The 12,270-nt window shown below is 67.9% G+C and carries 14 protein-coding genes and 1 tRNA gene; 6 read left to right on the plus strand and 9 right to left on the minus strand.

The window, feature by feature from the left end:
- Position 1: 1 nt before the first annotated feature.
- Complete coding sequence (locus GQE99_RS03305; protein ID WP_161350156.1) at positions 2-1,063, plus strand: DUF1513 domain-containing protein; 1,062 nt, start codon at positions 2-4, stop codon at positions 1,061-1,063.
- A 4-nt stretch (positions 1,064-1,067) separates the two neighbouring features.
- Here the strand turns inward: GQE99_RS03305 and GQE99_RS03310 are convergent, their stop codons facing one another.
- The 5 genes from GQE99_RS03310 to GQE99_RS03330 all read right to left on the minus strand — a co-directional run bounded on the left by GQE99_RS03310 (position 1,068) and on the right by GQE99_RS03330 (position 5,800).
- The gene (locus GQE99_RS03310) at positions 1,068-1,877 is read right to left on the minus strand and encodes a DUF6635 family protein (protein WP_161350157.1); all 810 of its coding nucleotides are present in this window, start codon (positions 1,875-1,877) and stop codon (positions 1,068-1,070) included.
- Positions 1,878-1,993: 116 nt separating this feature from the next.
- A tRNA-Thr gene (locus GQE99_RS03315) sits at positions 1,994-2,069 on the minus strand.
- A gap of 51 nt (positions 2,070-2,120) precedes the next feature.
- Complete coding sequence (locus tag GQE99_RS03320; RefSeq protein ID WP_161350158.1) at positions 2,121-3,635, minus strand: heme biosynthesis protein HemY; 1,515 nt, start codon at positions 3,633-3,635, stop codon at positions 2,121-2,123.
- Between the two features lie 10 nt (positions 3,636-3,645).
- Positions 3,646-5,046, minus strand: coding sequence for a COG4223 family protein (locus tag GQE99_RS03325; protein ID WP_161350159.1), 1,401 nt, complete (start codon positions 5,044-5,046; stop codon positions 3,646-3,648).
- A gap of 88 nt (positions 5,047-5,134) precedes the next feature.
- On the minus strand, positions 5,135-5,800 hold the full coding sequence (locus GQE99_RS03330) for a uroporphyrinogen-III synthase (RefSeq protein WP_161350160.1): 666 nt from the start codon (positions 5,798-5,800) through the stop codon (positions 5,135-5,137).
- 75 nt (positions 5,801-5,875) lie between these two features.
- Between GQE99_RS03330 and tsaD the strand changes: the two genes are divergently transcribed.
- From tsaD to GQE99_RS03355, 5 genes are all read left to right on the plus strand, one after another.
- Entirely contained in the window at positions 5,876-6,973 is a 1,098-nt protein-coding gene (gene tsaD / locus GQE99_RS03335) for a tRNA (adenosine(37)-N6)-threonylcarbamoyltransferase complex transferase subunit TsaD (RefSeq protein WP_161350161.1), read from the plus strand.
- Positions 6,970-7,914, plus strand: coding sequence for an NAD(P)H-dependent glycerol-3-phosphate dehydrogenase (locus tag GQE99_RS03340; protein WP_161350162.1), 945 nt, complete (start codon positions 6,970-6,972; stop codon positions 7,912-7,914). Before tsaD ends, GQE99_RS03340 begins: the two co-directional genes overlap by 4 nt.
- Entirely contained in the window at positions 7,915-8,184 is a 270-nt protein-coding gene (locus GQE99_RS03345; protein ID WP_161350163.1) for a YciI family protein, read from the plus strand.
- A complete protein-coding gene (locus GQE99_RS03350) occupies positions 8,184-8,597 on the plus strand; it encodes an EVE domain-containing protein (RefSeq protein WP_161350164.1) in 414 nt (137 codons plus the stop codon). The genes GQE99_RS03345 and GQE99_RS03350 overlap by 1 nt, the downstream gene beginning before the upstream one ends.
- A 63-nt stretch (positions 8,598-8,660) precedes the next feature.
- Positions 8,661-9,050, plus strand: a complete 390-nt coding sequence (locus tag GQE99_RS03355; protein ID WP_161350165.1) for a DUF1761 domain-containing protein — start codon at positions 8,661-8,663, stop codon at positions 9,048-9,050.
- A gap of 183 nt (positions 9,051-9,233) precedes the next feature.
- On the opposite strand, the gene GQE99_RS03360 is transcribed toward GQE99_RS03355, so the two are convergent.
- From GQE99_RS03360 to GQE99_RS21470, 4 genes are all read right to left on the minus strand, one after another.
- Positions 9,234-9,575 carry a DUF2853 family protein gene (locus GQE99_RS03360; RefSeq protein WP_161350166.1) on the minus strand — a complete coding sequence of 114 codons (342 nt, stop codon included), beginning with the start codon at positions 9,573-9,575 and terminating at the stop codon, positions 9,234-9,236.
- A 106-nt stretch (positions 9,576-9,681) separates the two neighbouring features.
- Positions 9,682-10,659 carry a ketopantoate reductase family protein gene (locus GQE99_RS03365; protein ID WP_161350167.1) on the minus strand — a complete coding sequence of 326 codons (978 nt, stop codon included), beginning with the start codon at positions 10,657-10,659 and terminating at the stop codon, positions 9,682-9,684.
- A gap of 93 nt (positions 10,660-10,752) precedes the next feature.
- Positions 10,753-11,460 carry a hypothetical protein gene (locus GQE99_RS03370; RefSeq protein ID WP_161350168.1) on the minus strand — a complete coding sequence of 236 codons (708 nt, stop codon included), beginning with the start codon at positions 11,458-11,460 and terminating at the stop codon, positions 10,753-10,755.
- A 250-nt stretch (positions 11,461-11,710) separates the two neighbouring features.
- Positions 11,711-12,270 (minus strand): adenosylhomocysteinase (locus GQE99_RS21470; RefSeq protein ID WP_235917093.1); only part of this gene is annotated, 560 nt, incomplete at its 5' end.

The raw sequence follows: 12,270 nt of genomic DNA on the forward strand, positions 1-12,270 counted from the left end.
CATGACCACGCGCCGCAGCTTCCTGGGCGGCCTCATCGCCGCGACCGCCGCTCCCCGCATCGGCTGGTCGGCCGTGGGCGCCCCCGCCTTCATCGCGGCGGCGAAGGAACCGGACGGCTCCTACGCGCTGATGGGGCTGGATTCGGCAGGAATAGAGACATTTTCTGTTCCGCTCCCCGCCCGTGGCCACGCCGCCTGCGGCCACCCGACGCGGGCCGAAGCGATCGGTTTCGCCCGCCGGCCCGGCCGCTTCGCACTGGTCATCGACTGCGCCACCGGTGGTGTCGTGCGCTGCCTGGAGCCCGAGACCGACCGCCATTTCAACGGCCACGGCGCCTTCTCGGCCGACGGCACGCGCCTTTTCACCTCGGAGCAGGAGATCGAAGGCAGCCGTGGCCATGTCGGCATCTGGGAGACGGAGGGCTACACCCGCATCGGCAGTTTCCCCACCCACGGCATCGGTCCGCACGAACTGCGCCTGATGCCGGACGGCGAAACGCTCGTCATCGCGAACGGCGGGATCGAGACGGTGGACCGGGAAAAGGTGAACCTCGACCGGATGGTGCCGTCGCTTGTCTACACCGACCTGTCGGGACAGCTGCTGGAACGGGTCACGCTCCCCGGCGATCTGCACCAGAACTCGATTCGCCACCTCGCCGTGCGCCCCGACGGGCTCGTCGCCTTCGCGATGCAGTGGCAGGGCGCGCCGGGACTGGCCAACCCGTTGGTGGGCCTCCACCGGCCGGGAACGACCCCGATCCTCGCCACAGCGCCGCTCGGCGAACAGATGCTGATGCAGGATTATGCCGGCAGCATCGCGTTTTCCGGGGCGGGCACGGAGGTCGCCATCACGTCACCGCGCGGGGGGCGCCTGCACCGATTCGCACCGGACGGCACGTTCCTGGGCGCCATGAAACGCGACGATGTCTGCGGTCTGGCGCCGCTGGCCGATGGTTACATTGCCTCCGACGGCATGGGCGGGCTGATCGCGCTGGACGCGGCCGGGCCCCGGGCGCTCGGCCGGCTCGACCACGCCTGGGACAACCACCTGGTCGCGCTCTGACGACTCACCCCCGGAACATGCGCCAGAGGTTCACGGCCATGTCCGACAAGTCGCCCAGCCGCGCGACCACGTGCTCCTTCTCCAGCCCGCCGGTCTCCGCATTGCGGTCGAGCTGATCGAGAAGCCGCTCGAGCCTGCGCCGGTGCACGCCCAGCAATCGCTGGACCGGATCGGTCACGACGCCCGCGAAGGTCGTCGCGATCGCGGTGAGCGCGGCCAGCGCGATGCCGGTGATCACAACCTGCCCGACCCCCGCGGAAACCGGAAAAAGGCCGTAATAGAGACGCCCTAAAGGCCGCCCCAGCGGGAAATCCGCCACCGCCTCGGCCGCCGCGCGCAAGTCGGCCACCGGCCCGGCCAGCGAGATGACGCCGGGCGTGGCCATGTGGAACAGGAGCGCACCGGTCGCCAGCAGCGTGAGCATCACGGCGATTTCGGCCACCGCGTTGCGCAACTGAACATGGGCCATCACGGCGCGCTCGACCTGCGCCGCCGGAAGCTCCGGCGACAGCCCCCGCGCCCTGAGATCGGCAAGGAAGGCATGCAACCGTCCGGCCACCGCCTGCGACACGTCCGTTTCCAGGAGAATCCGCCGCCCCATGAGCCAGCCCGACACCCTCCGCCAGCCCAGCTTCCCGGCGAGGAGCGCGAAGAGCCGCACGAGCATGAAGACCGGGGCCAGAACCACGTTCAGCGGCGCGCGCACCAGGTCCCAGCCCAGCGCATGACGATGCAGGGCCAGCGTGCCGCGCAGACCATAGGTCCGCCGCACGAAGCCGCGCACAAGCCTGTCTCTCTCGTCGATCGCCGTCACGTGAGCCGGTCCCCCTCGCCCACATAGATGGGGTCACCGCGCGACCCCGCAACGGGGTCGGCCGCGACGGCGCCCTGAAGATGACGCATCGGTTCGGCTTGTGAGGAGACCCGAAGTGGTGCCGCTGAAGGGACTCGAACCCCCGACCCCATCATTACGAATGACGTGCTCTACCAGCTGAGCTACAGCGGCACACCGCTTCGGTGGGCGGTGATTAGCACCACCGATCCGCGGTGTGTAGCCCTAATTTTTGGTCTCGGTTTCCGTCGTGTCCTCGGGTGTCACGTCGACCACATCAGCGGGCGTGTCGGTCGGGGTTTCCGCGTCCTCCGGCTCCATGTGCTCGGCCTCCACGACCATTTCCGCGTCAGGGGCGATGTCCGGCGCGCCGATCAGGAGCGCGTCCATCTTTTCCCCGCCGGGCATGCGCATGTCGCCTTCCTTGGGCTCCGTCCAGCTCAGCGTGTCGAACGCGCCGCAATTGTCGCAGATCGGCGTCCAGTCGGAATGGATGTGCCGGCACTTGTCGCAGACCCACTGCGGCCCGCGCGGCGCCTTCACGGCCTTGGCGAGCCAGGCGCGCACCTCGCTGTCCGGCGCCTCCAGCCCCCGCTCGATCGCCGCCATCAGGGTCAGCACGCGCTGGGTCGGCTTCTCGTAAGGCAGGTCGCCCAGCGCATCGCGCGCCTTCTCGTAATTCTCGGCGGCGACATGAAGCTCGGCCAGCAGCATCTTGGTTTCGGGGCTGTCGGGATGCTCCTTGGTCAGCGTCTTGAACCGCTTCAGCCGCTCGTCGGCGCTTTCGTCCGGGGCGATTTCGGCGAAGGCTGCGGCCAGGTCGGGGTGCGGCGTGACCTTGTAGGCCTTGGTCAGCACCCGGGCCGCGTAGCGCGGGTTGTCCTGTTCCATGTAGGAACGTGCGGCCATCACGGCGGCGGGGACCAGGTCGGGCGAGAGCTTGTTCGCCTCGATCGCCGCCTCACGGGCGCGGATCGAGTTGCCCTCGTCGAAGATCTCCCGCGCTTCCTCGAGGGCGAGCACGGCGTCGCGGCGTTTGCCCACGTCCTTGGGCAGCGCGCCGTATTTCACCTTCTTGCCCAGCGTCTCGCGCGCGCCGTGCCAATCGTTGTGCGTGGCCTGGAGTGCCAGCAGGACGTCACCGGTCTCCGCGTGCTGCGGTTTCAGCGCGAACGCCTTCTGGGCCAGCTTCAACGCGGTGTCCGTGTCGCCCTCTTCGAGCTTCTGTTTCATCAGCCCGCGCACGCCGACGAACCGCGTCCGTTCATCGGCGAGCAGCCGCTTGTAGACCTCCGAGGCCTTCTTGCGGTCCCCCGACATCTCGGCCGCCTGCGCGGTGATGAGATTGGTGAGTTCGGGGCGGCGCAGGTAACGCTCCGCACGCGCGGCCTTGGTGATCGCCGTGCGTTCCTCGCCGCTGGCCAGTGCCATCATGCCCTCGGCCAGCGCCTGGTAGCCCTTGCGTTCACGGTTGCGGTCGAAATGGCGCGAAATCGCGGTCTCGTCGCCGTTGAGGAAGCGGAACACCGCAACGACCAGGCCGGCGAGCTTCAGGAGCAGCCACAGGCCGATCACCAGCACGATGAGGGCGATCACCGCCTGGAGCGCGCCCAGGTTGAATTCCTGCGCGCCGATGTCGATCCGGATCCCGCCGTCGGTCTCCAGCAGATAGGTCGCGCCCATCGTGGCCGCGCCGATCAGGACGACAAAGAGAATGATCTTGAAAAGGGACCAGAGCATTACGTCATCCTTATGGGTTCAGGGTGTCGCCCAGGGCCGCACCGGCCTCGAGCGCGGCAAGCCGCGACTCGGCCCGCGCGATCCAATCCTGCATCACGGGCTGGGCGGCCTCGGGCATCGCCGACAATTCTTCGAGCGCTTCGGCGATCCGGCCGTTGGTCAGCGCGAATTCCGCGCGCGACAGGATCGCGTCCGGGTCGTCGCCCTCCTGCGGTTCGAGCGACCGTGTGCCAAGCTGCGTGCGCAGGAACGCCTCGCCCCGCCCGATCTCGCCGGCGTCCACCATCGCGCGCAGGGCCGCGTCCAGCGCCTCCCGCGCCATCGGTGGGAAACTGTCGCGCAGGCTGGCGAGCGTGGGCACGCCGTCTTCTGCCTGCAAGGCCAGCGCCTCGGGCACGTCGGCATCCATCGCCGACGTGAGGTCGGACAGCGCGTCGGCGAAGGGCTGGCCGGAATCCAGCGCCGCCATGATCCGCGACAGCGCCGCGCGGGCGGTCGCCTCGCGCGCAGATTCGGCCGCGTTCTCCTGCAGCGACTGCGCTTCTTCCTGTTCGGCGCGCAGCGTTTCCAGCTCGCTCTCCAGCATCGCGCGCATGTCCGCGAGTTCGCGTTCATAGGCCGCCGCGGCGGTTTCCGCCGCCTCGGCGCTGTCGCCCTGGGGCATCTTTTCGAGCGCCGTGATCCGCTGATCGAAAGAGGCGAGCCGGTCGGAAAGCTCCGTCATCCGGGTGTCGAGCCGGTCCACATCCGCACGCAGCGCGTCACCGATCTCCTGGGCGCTCGTGTCGCCTTCCAGCTGCGAAATGGCCTGCGCCTGCGCTTCCGTCTGCGCCTGGAGCTCCGCGAGGTCCTGCGAATTGGCAAGCACGTCGGCGGCGAGCGGGTCTTCTTTCTCCTGCCCGAAGGGCCAGCTGCCGGGAACGAAGTACTGCGCGACCCCGAAGCCGATCACGCCGGCCACGATCCCGCCCAGGACCATGCCGCCGAAGGCGCCGCCGCCGCGCGACCGGCCCGTGGTGGTGCTGGCGGCCGCCACGGCAGGAACCGGCTTGGTTTCCTCTGCCGGCTCATCGTGGGTGGTGTCCGCGGTCGGTGTTTCGTCCGAAACGTCGTCGCCGGCGGTCTCTTCCCCGGCGTCCTCGTCCTTCGACGGTTCCGCCGCGGCCCAAGGCGTTGCCGCCTCCGGGTCGACCCGCTCGTCCTCGCCTTCGGCCTCTTCGCCGGAGGTTTCGGCCTCCGTCTCGGACCCGGCCTCGCTTTCGGAGAAGCCTTCCCCGGCCTCGTCCTTTTCGGGACCGGTTTCCTCGATCACCTTCGCGTCTTCGATATCGTCCGACTCGGATGGCGCGTCCGGTTGCGCGTCGGCGTCCTCGCGGGGCGCCTCATCGTCGGATTTCGGGGGTTTCGCCACGCGTCCACCTTTCGAATCTCAACAAGTTACCCGTCACTCGCGGGATCGGCCCGACCTTAGCCGTGGGGCCGGACAGCCTCAAGCCAGCTCACCCGGCGGCGGCCGCGACAATCCGCGCGATCATCTCGTCTCCCGTCGGCGCGTCGCAGACCTCGGGCATCCGGCCCGTCGCGGCCTCCCAGGCGCGCGCCACCTGGTCGCTCAACGCAATGACATGCAAGTTTGATCCCGGCGAACCGATCTGCGTCACCAGCCGCGCGGCGGACCGGGCCGACCAGAGCGGCAGGATCGCCGGGGCGTCGCCCCGCAACGCCGCCTTGGCCGCGTCGCTCAGCGGCACCGGAACCTGGTCGTAGATCACCACGTCATGTGTCTCTATTCCTGCCGAATTCAGCCGCTTGGCCACCTGCCCGCGCACTTCGCGCCCGTGCGGATGAACCAAGGGCCCGGTCGCATCCAACCGCGCGACGAGGTCGTCGGCATTGCGCGCGGTCAACCGCACGTCGCCGCCCGACAGCTCCGCCGTGCGCGGCCCGACGCAATAGACCGGGACGCCCGCCAGGTCCGGCAGGAACCCGATTGCGTTCGACGATGTGAGGATGACGCCGCGATAGCGCGACAGGTCGACGCTTTCGCCCGTGGCGACGATATCCGTGACCGGCGACACGATGACCTCGGTCCCGGGCGCGAGCGCTTCGGCGACGCGCCGCGAATCCGCTTCCGGACGGGTCAGGATCACCGGGGGTCGGGGCATCTGGACGTCTCGCGGGATGGACGGGGACCGAGGGCCTTGGTATCCCGGCAGAACCGTTTGAGCAACCGGCGCGCCATGTCACGCAACATCACGATCCTCGGGCTTGAAAGCAGCTGCGACGACACCGCCGCCGCGATCGTGCGCACGCGCGACGACGCGGCGCCCGAGATCCTGTCATCGGTCGTCGCCGGCCAGACCGCGCTTCACGCCGATTACGGCGGCGTCGTCCCCGAAATCGCGGCCCGCGCGCATACCGAGAAGCTCGATCTCTGCGTCGAAGAGGCGCTGGAGGACGCGGGCCTGTCCCTGCGCGATCTCGATGCGATCGCCGTGACCGCCGGACCCGGGCTGATCGGCGGCGTGCTCGCGGGCGTGATGACCGCTAAGGGGCTGTCAGCCGCGACCGGCCTGCCGCTCATCGGTGTCAATCACCTGGCGGGCCACGCGCTCACCCCGCGCCTCACAGGCGATGCGGATTATCCCTATCTCATGCTGCTCGTCTCCGGCGGGCACTGCCAGTTCCTTGTCGCCGAAGGGCCCGAAACCTTTCGGCGGCTGGGCGGCACCATCGACGACGCCCCCGGCGAAGCCTTCGACAAGGCCGCGCGCCTGTTGGGTCTGCCGCAGCCCGGCGGCCCTTCGGTCGAACGCGAAGCGGCTAAGGGCGACGCCGGGCGCTTCCGCCTGCCTCGCCCGCTGCTCGACCGCCCCGGCGCGGACCTGAGCTTTTCCGGCCTCAAGACCGCGCTTCTGCGCGAACGGGACAAGCTCGTGGCGGCACAGGGCGGGATCACGAAACAGGATCGCGCCGACCTCTGCGCCGCATTCCAGGCGGCGGTGGTCGACGTGCTGGCGGAGAAATCGCGCCGCGCGCTGGTCGACTACCTTGCGCTGAACCCGCCCGCGCCGCTCTTCGCCGTGGCGGGCGGCGTCGCCGCGAACACGGCCATTCGCGCCGCGTTAGAGACTGTTTCCGCCAATCTCGGCACCGCCTTCATCGCCCCGCCGCTGGCGCTGTGCACCGACAACGCGGCGATGATCGCCTGGGCCGGGATCGAACGCTTCCGCGCGGGCCACCGCGACGACATGACCCTCGCCGCGCGCCCGCGCTGGCCGCTCGACGCGGGCGCCGCGCCGATGCTGGGGTCAGGCAAGAAGGGGGCCAAGGCATGAGCGTCGCCGTCCTTGGGGCCGGGGCCTTCGGCACCTCGCTCGCCATCGCCCTGTCACGCGCCGGTGTGCCGGTGACCCTCTGGGCACGCGACACGCGCGACATGGCCCGCACCCGCGAGAATACCCTGCGTCTGCCCGGCTACGGCTTCCCCGACGATCTCACCCTCACCGACGACCTCTCCGACGTGACCGCGAAAATCGTCCTGCTCGCCGTTCCGATGCAGAAGCTGCGCGCGTTCCTGACCGACAATGCGGCACAGTTTACCGGGCGCACGCTGGTCGCGACCTGCAAGGGGATCGACCTCGAGACCGGCGAAAGCCCCGCGGACCTGATCGCCCGCCTGTGCCCGGAGGCAACCCCCGCGCTCCTGTCGGGCCCCAGCTTCGCCGTTGACGTGGCCGCCGGGCTGCCCACCGCGCTGACGCTGGCCGCGCGCGATCCCGAGCCGCTCCAGCACGCGCTCACGGCGGGCAACCTGCGGCTCTACCGCGCCACCGACATGGTCGGCGTGGGCGTGGGCGGTGCGATGAAGAATGTGATCGCCATCGCCTGCGGGCTGGCGATCGGCGCCGGGCTGGGCGAAAGCGCGCGCGCCGCGCTGATGACCCGCGGCTTCGCCGAGATGAACCGCTTCGCCATCGCCCGCGGGGCCGAACCCGACACGCTCCAGGGCCTGTCCGGTTTCGGCGACCTCACCCTGACCTGCACCTCGGAGAAGTCGCGCAATTTCGCCTTCGGCCTGTCGCTGGGGCGTGGCGAAGCCCAGCCCGAAGGCGTCACGATCGAAGGCCAGGCCACCGCGAAAGCCGTCTCTATTGCAGCCGAAAAGGCCGGAATCGACATGCCGATCACCAACATGGTGGTCGCCGTCATGTCCGGCCGCATCACCATCCACGAGGCGCGCGAGCTCTTGCTGGCCCGCCCCCTGAAGGAGGAATGAATGTTCGCCATCATCTGCACCGACAAGCCGGGCCACCTGGAAACCCGCAAGGCCAACCGCGACGCGCACCTGGCCTATATCGAGGAGACCGGCGTCGTCCTGTCCGCCGGTCCCTTCCTCGATGACAACGGCGACATGTGCGGCTCGCTCGTCCTCCTGTCCGTCACCACGCGCGAGGCGGCGCAGGACTGGGCCAAGGGCGATCCCTACGCCAAGGCCGATCTCTTCTCGGACGTGCGCGTCGAGGAATGGAAGAAGGTGATCGGCTGATGGCGTATTGGCTGTTCAAGACCGAACCCGGCACCTGGGGCTGGGACGACCAGGTCGCCAAGGGCGACGCCGGCGAGGAATGGGACGGCGTGCGCAACTACCAGGCGCGCAACAATATGCGCGAGATGAAGCTGGGCGACCTGGGCTTCTTCTACCATTCGGTGAACGAGAAGCGCATCGTCGGCATCGTCGAGGTCTGCGCCGAAATCCACCCGGACAGCACCACGGACGACGAGCGCTGGGAATGTGTGGACATCAAGGCCGTGCGCGCGCTGAAGAACCCCGTGTCGCTGGACATGATCAAGGACGAGCCCCGGCTTTCCGACATGGTGCTGGTCAACAACTCCCGCCTCTCGGTGCAGCCCGTATCCGAGGACGAGTGGAAGATCGTTCTCGAACTCGCCGGCGAATAAGCTTGGGGAAATGACCGCCGCTGCGGCATGATTTCCCCACTGGAGCTTCAGCGAGGGACGAAAATGGAAATCATCAACGTGCTCGTGGCGGCCGCCGCGGCGTGGGTGTTCGGGGCGGTCTGGTACATGGCCCTGTCGAAACCGTGGTTGCGGGTCTCCGGCGTCGCGGTGGATGAAACCGGCCGGCCCAAGGGCGGCGCGACGCCACTCCTGCTGTCTGCCGTGGCGATGATCGTCGTGGCGGGGTTCATGCGGCACATCTTCGCCACGTCCGGCATCACCACCGTGGGCCCGGGCGCGGTGTCCGGGCTGGGCATCGGGCTTTTCTTCATCGTCCCGTGGACCATGATCAACAACGCCTACCCGGGGCGCCCCTTCCTGCTGACCGTCATCGACGGGGGCTACGCGGTGTTCGGCTGTGCCATCATCGGCGCGGTGCTGACGCTGTTCTGACGAACCCTGGACAGGAGGGCCCGACGCCGCGGCCGGACCCTCCCGACACCCCACGCGCTCCCCAGCACGTCCCTGTTCGTGAAACCGGATCCGACCGTCCTGGTCGTCGCGGCACGCCTAGACCAATCGCGTGCGCCGCTCAACGTCCAAGTAATTGGAAATTAATTCAAATTTTCAGACGGTTCAGGCGTAAATCGCCTCTTTGCCGAAATGCCTGACCAGCATGTAATAGATCACGGCCCGGTACTTGTTGCGCTCGGCATGACCGTAGGTCTCGATCACCGCGTTGATCGCGTCCATCAGCTGCGGTCCATCCGTCAGGCCGAGCTTCTTGACCAGGAAATTGTTCTTCACGGTCTCGAGCTCGTGGTCCTGCGACACCGCCACGGTTTCGGCATCGGCATCGTAGATCGCCGGGCCGCACCCGATCGTGACCTTCGTCAGCAGGTCCATGTCCGGGGTGATGCCGCACTTGGTGCGCAGATCCTCGGCATACTTGGCGATCTTCTCGTCACGTTTTCCCATTTCAGACTCCCAATATACGCGCCGGACGTCGCCCCCGGCGGGGTCAAGCCTATGACCGGCATCGCGAAATCCAAAGAAAATTATCGGTGACTCATCGGCGCGGGTCTCAGGCCTCCTGCGCCGAAATCCCCGCCTCCATCTCTTCGACCGGGACCGTACCCGCCGCGAGCCCCTCGCGCGCCATGCGGGCACCCAGCCCGGTGAGATAGGCGTTGACCGGCACCGGCACGCCGTGGAGGCGGCCGAGATATGCGATCTCGCCGTTCAGCCAGTCGGTTTCGACGCTGCCGGTGCCCCGCTCGAGGCTTTGCATCGTGGAGGTGCCGTAATTGTCGATCCCCGGCACGCGGGTGAAGTTCATGTTGGCCTTCCGGTCGGGGTGATCCATCCCGACATCCTCCCACGCGATCCCGGCGGCGGCGAGCACCGCCTTGGCCTCGGCCTGCACCCGGTCGCGGATCTCCTGCGGCCCGGCGCCCTGGCCCAGCGCGGCGCCGATGATGTTGGACAGGTTCATGATCAGTTTGCCGTATTTGGCCGCCATAGGCTCTTCTTTCACCCGCACGGCGATGTTCGCGGCCTCCAGCAGCTCGGCGACCGCCCGGTCCGCCTCGTCCGACCCGGAGGGGTAACGGCCGAGGTAGAACAGGCCGTGTTTCGGCAGGGAATGGACCGCCACCTCTCCCGGCGTGAGGTAGAGCGCGGGCATCATCACGGTCACGGCGTGAACGTTGGGAAACAGGCGCAGCGCCTTGGCTTCGTTCGCGACGCCATTCTGCAGGCAGAAGATCGGCTGGTCCGTCACGCCCGCATCGCGCAGGTCGTGCAGAACGCCCTCGGTGTCCTGGCCCTTGGTGGTCAGAAGGATGGCGTCGTCGGGGCGAAAGTCGATCTCGCCGGGGTGGCCCACGACGGGCACGTCGACGGTGAAGGTCTCTTCGGGGGTGCGCAGCGTCAGGCCCCGCGCGCGCATCGCCTCGAGCTGCCGGCCCCGGGCCACGGCGACCACGTCGGCCCCGGACCGCGTGAGCGCGCCGGCCACAGTGCCGCCGATCGCGCCGATCCCAACGATGATGATACGCATCCTCACCTCCAAAATACTGCCCGGCGATCCTGCCGGTATTGGCGCGGGATGCAAGGGCGCGCCCGCAAGGTGCGGGCGCGCCCGGCAGACGCGTTACTGCGTCGTCTCTTCTTCGGTTTCGGTCGTTGCGTCGGTGTCGGTTTCGACCTCGGCACCGGCCTCGGCATCCGCCTCGGCGTCCATCTCGGTGTCGCCGGTCTCACCGGAGCTGTCCATCGAGGTGTCCGCCTCGGCCCCGGCATCGGCGCCATCATCCGACGCGCCGGCATCGGCGCCGCCCTCGGTGTCTTCCTCGGACTCTTCATCCGGCAGAAGATCGGCGATTCGCGTCTCGGGAGGCAGCCCTTCGACACCAGTTTCGTCGAACTCCGGTTCCTGTTTCAAGGTTTCCTTGTCGGTGTCCAAGACAAGCGAATTGCCCTCCGGCCCGAGTTCGAAATCCTCCAGTGGCAGCGCCACGGTATATTCGCCCAAGCCAAGGAAGCCGCCGATGCCGAGCACGGCGCTCGCGCCCCCGGCGCCGTCGACGACATAGTCGATCTCGGCGATACGGTTGCCTTCGGGGTCATAGGCGGACATGCCGACCATGTCGCCGACCGTCATCTCTTCGAGCGACGAGAAACTGGGCGCAACGGCCATGTCGCCGTTTTCGCCGGTGTCCCCGGTGGCCATGCCTTCGGTTTCGGTGGTGGCGGTACCCTCCGTCGTCGCGGTGGTATCCTCGTTGGTATCCTGGGCGACGGCGCCGCCAGCAATCAATGCGGCGAGGCCGGCCCCCATCATCAGGGTCTTCCAGATCATAGCGAGCCTCCTTTTTCAGTCTCGAATGAACCGGAAACAGGCGGCTTAAGGGTCCGGTTCCCGCCGCGGCGCGGCGCCCGCGCGCCGGTGGCGGGGAATGGCCCATGCGGGCACAGGTGATCGGCCAAAAACCGCCCTGGGGGCCGCCCATGTCGGAACTGAACGGCCGTGCGCGCAAGTCCCTGTCGTCAAAAGAAAAAGCCGGGCGAAAACATCCGCCCGGCCTGTCATACGATCCTGTATGAGCGGATCAGTACCGATAATGGTCCGGCTTGTAGGGGCCTTCGACCGTGACACCGATGTAGCTGGCCTGTTCCGGCTTCAGCTCGGTCAGTTTCACGCCGATGCGCTCCAGGTGCAGGCGTGCGACTTTCTCGTCGAGGTGCTTGGGCAGGATGTAGACCTCGTTCTTGTACGCGTCGCCCTTCGTCCAGAGCTCGATCTGGGCGAGCACCTGGTTGGTGAACGACGCGGACATCACGAAGGACGGGTGCCCGGTGGCGTTGCCGAGGTTCAGAAGGCGACCTTCGGAGAGAAGGATGATGCGGTTGCCCGAGGGCATCTCGATCATGTCCACCTGGTCCTTGATGTTGGTCCACTTGTGGTTCTTGAGGTTCGCCACCTGGATCTCGTTGTCGAAGTGGCCGATGTTGCCGACGATGGCCATGTCCTTCATCGCGCGCATGTGCTCGATGCGGATGATGTCCTTGTTGCCGGTCGTGGTGATGAAGATGTCCGCGGAATCGACCACGTCCTCGAGCGTCACGACCTCGAACCCGTCCATCGCGGCCTGGAGCGCGCAGATCGGGT

Origin of the sequence: Maritimibacter harenae (assembly GCF_009882975.1) — a bacterium.
Lineage (GTDB): Bacteria > Pseudomonadota > Alphaproteobacteria > Rhodobacterales > Rhodobacteraceae > Maritimibacter > Maritimibacter harenae.

Excerpts from the sequence above, each read along its gene's own strand:
- GQE99_RS03305 (WP_161350156.1), top strand. The coding sequence starts at position 2 with ATGACCACGCGCCGCAGCTTCCTGGGCGGCCTCATCGCCGCGACCGCC.
- GQE99_RS03320 (WP_161350158.1), bottom strand. The coding sequence starts at position 3,635 with ATGCTCTGGTCCCTTTTCAAGATCATTCTCTTTGTCGTCCTGATCGGC.
- GQE99_RS03330 (WP_161350160.1), bottom strand. The coding sequence starts at position 5,800 with ATGCCCCGACCCCCGGTGATCCTGACCCGTCCGGAAGCGGATTCGCGG.
- tsaD (WP_161350161.1), top strand. The coding sequence starts at position 5,876 with ATGTCACGCAACATCACGATCCTCGGGCTTGAAAGCAGCTGCGACGAC.
- GQE99_RS03340 (WP_161350162.1), top strand. The coding sequence starts at position 6,970 with ATGAGCGTCGCCGTCCTTGGGGCCGGGGCCTTCGGCACCTCGCTCGCC.
- GQE99_RS03345 (WP_161350163.1), top strand. The coding sequence starts at position 7,915 with ATGTTCGCCATCATCTGCACCGACAAGCCGGGCCACCTGGAAACCCGC.
- GQE99_RS03350 (WP_161350164.1), top strand. The coding sequence starts at position 8,184 with ATGGCGTATTGGCTGTTCAAGACCGAACCCGGCACCTGGGGCTGGGAC.
- GQE99_RS03355 (WP_161350165.1), top strand. The coding sequence starts at position 8,661 with ATGGAAATCATCAACGTGCTCGTGGCGGCCGCCGCGGCGTGGGTGTTC.
- GQE99_RS03360 (WP_161350166.1), bottom strand. The coding sequence starts at position 9,575 with ATGGGAAAACGTGACGAGAAGATCGCCAAGTATGCCGAGGATCTGCGC.
- GQE99_RS03365 (WP_161350167.1), bottom strand. The coding sequence starts at position 10,659 with ATGCGTATCATCATCGTTGGGATCGGCGCGATCGGCGGCACTGTGGCC.
- GQE99_RS03370 (WP_161350168.1), bottom strand. The coding sequence starts at position 11,460 with ATGATCTGGAAGACCCTGATGATGGGGGCCGGCCTCGCCGCATTGATT.